Raw genomic sequence first — 5,504 nt, forward strand, 5'->3', positions numbered from 1 at the left:
GCCCGGTCCCATTCCGAACCCGGAAGCTAAGCCCTTCAGCGCCGATGGTACTGCACTCGACAGGGTGTGGGAGAGTAGGACACCGCCGAACACAACTTGAGAAGCCCCCCAACCAGTGATGGTTGGGGGGCTTTCTCGTACCCAAAACACCCCCCGAAACACCCCCCGACTTCGAGCGAATGGCACGTTCGTCGCCTCAGATCGACCGAACGTACCGTTCACACCATCAGGGGCGGGAGCACGACTGAGGACGACGGGCGCTTTGCCCTGATCACTCGATGCCGTCGGCGGTGGCAGTCGCATACTTCGGCCGGCCAGCCGGCAGATACCTCTGAATCGTCACGCCCTTTGATGTGGCTCGCGATTCGGCCAGCTCGAGTGCGATGTCCGGTCCGGAGTCGGGAAACAGTCGCGTGCCCTGGCCTACCACCACCGGAACGATCAGCAGGACCATCTCGTCGACCAGATCGTTCGCGAGAAGCCAGCGGCACAGGTTGCCACTGCCGTGCACCTGAAGCTCACCGCCGGGTCTGGCTTTCAGTTCGCCGAGAGCTGTGGCGGTGTCACCTGAAAGGACTGTCGTGTTCGTCCATTGCGGATCGGTGAGCGTCGTCGACGCAAGGTACTTGGGCCGCGAATTCAGTGCGCTTGCAATGGGGTTGACGTCGGGATTCTCGAACGCGCCCCAATAGCCGGCGAAGATCTCGTACGTGTGTCGCCCGAACAGGAACGCGTCAGCTCGCTGGTAGACCTGGACGAGATAGTCCATGGCTTCGGTGTCCACCAATGGCGCGGACCAGCCGCCCCGCTCGAATCCGCCACGGCGATCTTCGTCCGGCCCACCGAGTCCTTGCATCACCCCGTCGAGAGTGACGATGGTAAAGGTCGTCAGTTTCATAGTCGTACCCATCTCCCAGGCGTCGTCGGATTCTCGCTGTGCCGATATAGACCGTCGAGAAGCGGGAAAGTCATCGAGCGAACGTGGCGTTGATCGCCTTGGATCGACCGAACGTGCCGTTCGCTCAGGGGGGCGGTGGGGTCAGGGCTGAACCGGCACGGAGTCTGACGGGCTGGTCTCGGACTTTAGGGCGTCGCACGGAATCGCGAGCTCGGTCTGTTCGAGGCGGCCGCGAAGGGTGATGTTCTCGGTGATCGACCACTGTGCAGCCTCGGCACTGTCAGCGGCGGCCACAGCCCGACCGGATGCGGCGACGTTACCCGGAACCGTCTTGGCGACCTCGGACAGTCGCGCCGCTTCGTTGACGGGATCACCGATGACGGTGTACTCGAATCTCTCTCGCGCACCGACGTTCCCGGCTACGGCAACACCTGCGGCGACGCCGATTCCCGCGCTCACTTCCGGAACCTCGGCACGCAGGCGCTGCTGAATCTTGCGGGCAGCGGCGAGTGCGCTGCCGGCGTGATCGTCGAGTGTCGTCGGCGCTCCGAAGATCGCCAGCGCTGCGTCGCCCTCGAACTTGTTGACGAATCCGCCGTGTGCGTCTACCTCGTCGACGATGACGTCGAAGAAACGGTTGAGTAGAGCGACCACCGCGGTAGGAGAGTTGGTGGCCGCGATCGTGGTCGATCCGATGACGTCGACGAAGAGAACGGCAACGTCACGTTCTTCACCGCCGAGTTCCGGGTTTCGGCGAACCGCGTTTGCGGCAACCTCGTGTCCGACGTGGCGCCCGAAGAGGTCGCGTATTCGCTCTCGCTCGCGCAGACCCTCGGCCATGCGATTGAAGCCGGCCTGCAGTAGCCCCAGTTCCGTTCCGTCGTACACGACGACGGACGCGGTGAGGTCGCCACGGGTGACTTGTTCCATTCCTCGTCGCACGGACCGAATGGGGGCCGCGGCGGACCGAATGTTGATGTATGTCAGCCCGAGTCCGACGCACAGCGTGATCCCACCGATGACGAGGATGGCGATCGCGAGGGCTTGCCACGATGCAGGCCGGATGAAGCTGAAGACCGCCACGAGCATCAAGCCGGTGACGGGGACTCCGCTTCCGAGCAGCCAGACGAGGATTGTCCGGCCGGTCAGTCCGAGAACGGCAGCCTTGCGGGGTGCTCCGGATTCGAGTGCACGCGCAGCAATCGGGCGGAGTGCGAACTCGCTGAGCAGGTAGCAGAAAGCGCACGTGGTGATACCGCTGAAAGCCACGGTGAACAGAACTTTCGGAATAGTGTCGGGGTCGACGATTCCGTACATGGTCGTGAAGGTGATGAGCGCGGCCGTCCACAGGACGGCTTGCACTCGGGTCAGTCGCCACGGCCCGCGCAGCGCCGCGCGTTGATTCTGCTCTGTCGGTGGGTGATCCTCGGTGGCCCATCGAAGATCCCGCATCAGCCGTTTGGTGCCCCACAGAAGTCCGATGAGAAAGACACACCCGATGAAGACGGGCACGGCAATGAAGTTGATCCATGCGAATTCGGGGTGGATGATCTCGGGTCCGGGAACCACGAATCCGATGAGCACGATCGCCAGTACCGCTCCGATCAGGTTTGTGACCAGGAGGGGCGCGGTGAGTAGTGCCTGGACGCGGATTCGGCGGCGCCTGGGGCTTTCGTCGGTGGATCCGAGCAGCCACGACCCCAGGGGCGCACTCGGGACACGGCTTCGCTGCATAGTGTGTCGAGAGTAGTCGTAATGATCGCTTAGGGTGGTCCGGTGCGCCTAGTTATTGCTCGTTGCCGTGTCGACTATGTGGGACGCCTGACCTCCCACCTCCCTACCGCAAGACGACTGCTGTTGGTCAAAGCCGACGGCTCGGTCAGTATCCATGCCGACGATCGGGCGTACAAGCCGCTCAACTGGATGAGTCCGCCGTGCTGGTTGGTCGAGACCACCGGGGACGGCGACGACATCCTGTGGGTCGTCACCAACAAGGCGGGCGAGGAACTGCGGATCACTCTCGAAGAGGTCGAGCACGATTCGTCGTATGAACTCGGTCTCGATCCGGGATTGATCAAGGACGGTGTCGAGGCACACCTTCAAGAACTTCTGGCGGAGCATGTCGAGACACTCGGCCCCGGCTACACGTTGGTGCGGCGTGAGTACATGACGGCCATCGGGCCGGTCGATCTTCTGGTCCGAGACGCGGACGGTGCATCGGTGGCGGTGGAGATCAAGCGTCGCGGCGAGATCGACGGCGTCGAGCAGTTGACGCGCTACCTCGAATTGCTCAACCGCGATCCGCTGCTCGCGCCGGTCACGGGAGTTTTTGCAGCGCAACAGATCAAGCCACAGGCAAAGACTTTGGCCAACGACCGTGGGATCCGTTGCCTGGTCCTTGACTACGAGGCCTTGCGGGGCACCGAAAGCACCGAGTTCCGCCTCTTCTGACGCTGTTTAGACTCGAACCATGCCGCGCCGCAAACCTTCGCCGAAGCAAACCCGTCGAACGGATACTCGGCGTGCGCGGGATTCGAGCGCGGAGTCGGCGTCACCAAGCGGTGTGTTGTTCGGCGGAGCGCTGGTCCGGGAGGAACCCGGTCCGGGCGGTGAAATGTACATGGTGAGGCCGATACCCGGCTCCAACGCGACGAAGTTCTATCGATGCCCCGGTTGTGATCACGACATCAGACCCGGCGTCGCTCACGTGGTGACGTGGCCTTCGGAACCGGGCGGCGCGAACGAGCGTCGACACTGGCATACCGGATGCTGGTCAGGCCGCGGTACGCGCAGCCTGACCAGACGGTGGTCCTGAGCGTCGATCAGTTCCTGGACTGGGCTCGCTGCTCGACGGCGCGGGTGTCGATCTCGGCGGTGGTCGTCTCGTCCGAGTCCTCGAGAACGTCGTCTTCGTCGATACTCGGTTCTGATTTGACCGGATCTGCGTCGACCTTATCTGCGTCGGCCTTCTTGTCTTCGATCTCGAGATCTTCCTCGGCTTCGACGATGACCGGAGCGGGCGGTGCATCGAGGAGTTCGCTCTCCCGGTTGACCGATGCGAGCATAGCCGGAACCGAATCGAGTTGTCCGCGAATACCCAAGAGCTGAGCCAGGATTCGGCCACGGAGAACGCGCAGTTCTTCGGTGAGTTCCTTCGCGTGAGCGATCTTGCGCTCGGACTGATCAGTGGCGGCCTGCAGCCTGCGCTGAGCCTCGTGCGACGCATCGGCGAGTCGACGCTCGGCCTCTGCTTTGCTCGACGACTCCAGCTCGTTGACGGCGGCGACGACCTTGGCGCGGCGCTCCGACATCGAGATGTCGAAGTCTTCGCGGATCTGAGTGCGCTTGGCCTCGGACTCGGCAGCCAGTCGATCCCGCTCGGCCTGCGCGGCTTCGACGATCCGGGCGGCTTCGGTACGGGCCTGCGCCATGGTCTGCTCGTGCATGGTTTCCATCGCGTTGCGACGGTCCTCGAGTTCGGCGATCAGCGACTCGTAGTGACCACGAAGGCGGGCGCCGTCCTGTTCGGCGATGGAGGTCATCTCGGCTGCGTCGGCCTCGGCCTTCGCGCGCACCTCCGAGGCCTCGTCGGAGGCAAGGCGCAGCATGCGGCTGATGCGATCGCTCATGCCCTCCGCAGTGGTGGGCGGTACCGAGAGGCGGTCGACGTCCTTGCGGAGGTCGTCGATGTCGTCGCGTGCATCGTCGAGCTGCTTGGCGAGGTCACGGGCCTGCGCAGCGGCAGCATCACGATCAGCCGCGGTAACTCGCAGCTCCGCGTCGAATCGCTCGAAGTAGTTGCGTACCTCGTCGCGGTCGTATCCCTTCCGTGCGATCTGGAACGGAAGTTGGATCGAACCGCGGTCCTGCTCGTATGCCATGGCGACAATCTACCTGGCATACGAGCTGGAGTCGGGTCTGCTAGTGGCTCGCGTCGGGTTCGACCAGTTCCACCAGGACGCCGCCGGCGTCCTTCGGGTGAATGAAGTTGATGCGCGAGTTGGCCGTACCGCGTCGGGGAGCGTCATACAGCAACCGAACCCCGCGGTCGCGAAGCTCGGCGGAGATGGCGTCGATGTCGGTGACCCGGTAGGCGAGCTGCTGGAGTCCGGGGCCGCTTCGGTCGATGAACTTGGCGATGGTCGAATTCTCGTCCAGAGGCGCGAGCAGCTGAACGGCAGTGGATCCGGCGGGGGAGCCGACGACGGAGAGCATGGCCTCACGCACGCCCTGCGATTCGTTGATTTCCTCGTGGGTCGACACCATGCCCAGGTGCTGCGTGTACCACTCGATTGCCACGTCGAGATCGGGCACCGCGATTCCGACGTGATCGATCGCGACGACGAGGTCGGACGACAAAGGTGCGAGTGCAGAACTGGGGGAGGTCTGTGTCATACCTTTCACGGTAGCGCTACCGTTTGAGGAGTACACGTCGGGATGTGACTTGGCTCTTAGGCCGCACGGAACCGACGACTATCTCTCTTTTGCAGCCGGAGGAAATCGTGACCAGTTCTGTGATTGTTGCGGGAGCTCGTACCCCGATGGGTCGACTCCTCGGATCGTTGAAAGACCTCTCCGGGTCCGACCTCGGCGGCATCGCCATCAA

General features: G+C 63.4%; 6 protein-coding genes and 1 rRNA gene. 3 read left to right on the forward strand and 4 right to left on the reverse strand.

Annotated features, from left to right (window positions below; genetic code table 11):
* Nucleotides 1–91: ribosomal RNA gene (rrf, locus tag ACYP01_RS17425) — 5S ribosomal RNA — on the forward strand; the annotation flags it as partial.
* A gap of 180 nt (nucleotides 92–271) precedes the next feature.
* Here the strand turns inward: rrf and ACYP01_RS17430 are convergent.
* Nucleotides 272–898, reverse strand: a complete 627-nt coding sequence (locus ACYP01_RS17430) for a dihydrofolate reductase family protein (RefSeq protein ID WP_459681473.1) — start codon at nucleotides 896–898, stop codon at nucleotides 272–274.
* Nucleotides 899–1,039: 141 nt separating this feature from the next.
* Nucleotides 1,040–2,632, reverse strand: a complete 1,593-nt coding sequence (locus tag ACYP01_RS17435) for an adenylate/guanylate cyclase domain-containing protein (protein WP_083058322.1) — start codon at nucleotides 2,630–2,632, stop codon at nucleotides 1,040–1,042.
* 42 nt (nucleotides 2,633–2,674) lie between these two features.
* Here ACYP01_RS17435 and nucS point away from each other — a divergent pair, with 42 nt between their 5' ends.
* Both nucS and ACYP01_RS17445 read left to right on the forward strand, forming a co-directional pair.
* Entirely contained in the window at nucleotides 2,675–3,349 is a 675-nt protein-coding gene (gene nucS, locus ACYP01_RS17440) for an endonuclease NucS (protein ID WP_007733244.1), read from the forward strand.
* Nucleotides 3,350–3,368: 19 nt separating this feature from the next.
* Complete coding sequence (locus ACYP01_RS17445) at nucleotides 3,369–3,713, forward strand: hypothetical protein (RefSeq protein ID WP_054828484.1); 345 nt, start codon at nucleotides 3,369–3,371, stop codon at nucleotides 3,711–3,713.
* 7 nt (nucleotides 3,714–3,720) lie between these two features.
* On the opposite strand, the gene ACYP01_RS17450 is transcribed toward ACYP01_RS17445, so the two are convergent.
* Together ACYP01_RS17450 and mce are read right to left on the reverse strand one after the other, a co-directional pair.
* On the reverse strand, nucleotides 3,721–4,779 hold the full coding sequence (locus tag ACYP01_RS17450; protein ID WP_217017445.1) for a hypothetical protein: 1,059 nt from the start codon (nucleotides 4,777–4,779) through the stop codon (nucleotides 3,721–3,723).
* 40 nt (nucleotides 4,780–4,819) lie between these two features.
* A complete protein-coding gene (mce, locus tag ACYP01_RS17455) occupies nucleotides 4,820–5,293 on the reverse strand; it encodes a methylmalonyl-CoA epimerase (protein WP_007733251.1) in 474 nt (157 codons plus the stop codon).
* Nucleotides 5,294–5,504 lie beyond the last annotated feature (211 nt).

This window comes from Rhodococcus sp. no. 34 (assembly GCF_054589475.1).

Excerpts from the sequence above, each read along its gene's own strand:
- mce (WP_007733251.1), bottom strand. The coding sequence starts at position 5,293 with ATGACACAGACCTCCCCCAGTTCTGCACTCGCACCTTTGTCGTCCGAC.
- ACYP01_RS17445 (WP_054828484.1), top strand. The coding sequence starts at position 3,369 with ATGCCGCGCCGCAAACCTTCGCCGAAGCAAACCCGTCGAACGGATACT.
- ACYP01_RS17435 (WP_083058322.1), bottom strand. The coding sequence starts at position 2,632 with ATGCAGCGAAGCCGTGTCCCGAGTGCGCCCCTGGGGTCGTGGCTGCTC.
- ACYP01_RS17430 (WP_459681473.1), bottom strand. The coding sequence starts at position 898 with ATGAAACTGACGACCTTTACCATCGTCACTCTCGACGGGGTGATGCAA.
- ACYP01_RS17450 (WP_217017445.1), bottom strand. The coding sequence starts at position 4,779 with ATGGCATACGAGCAGGACCGCGGTTCGATCCAACTTCCGTTCCAGATC.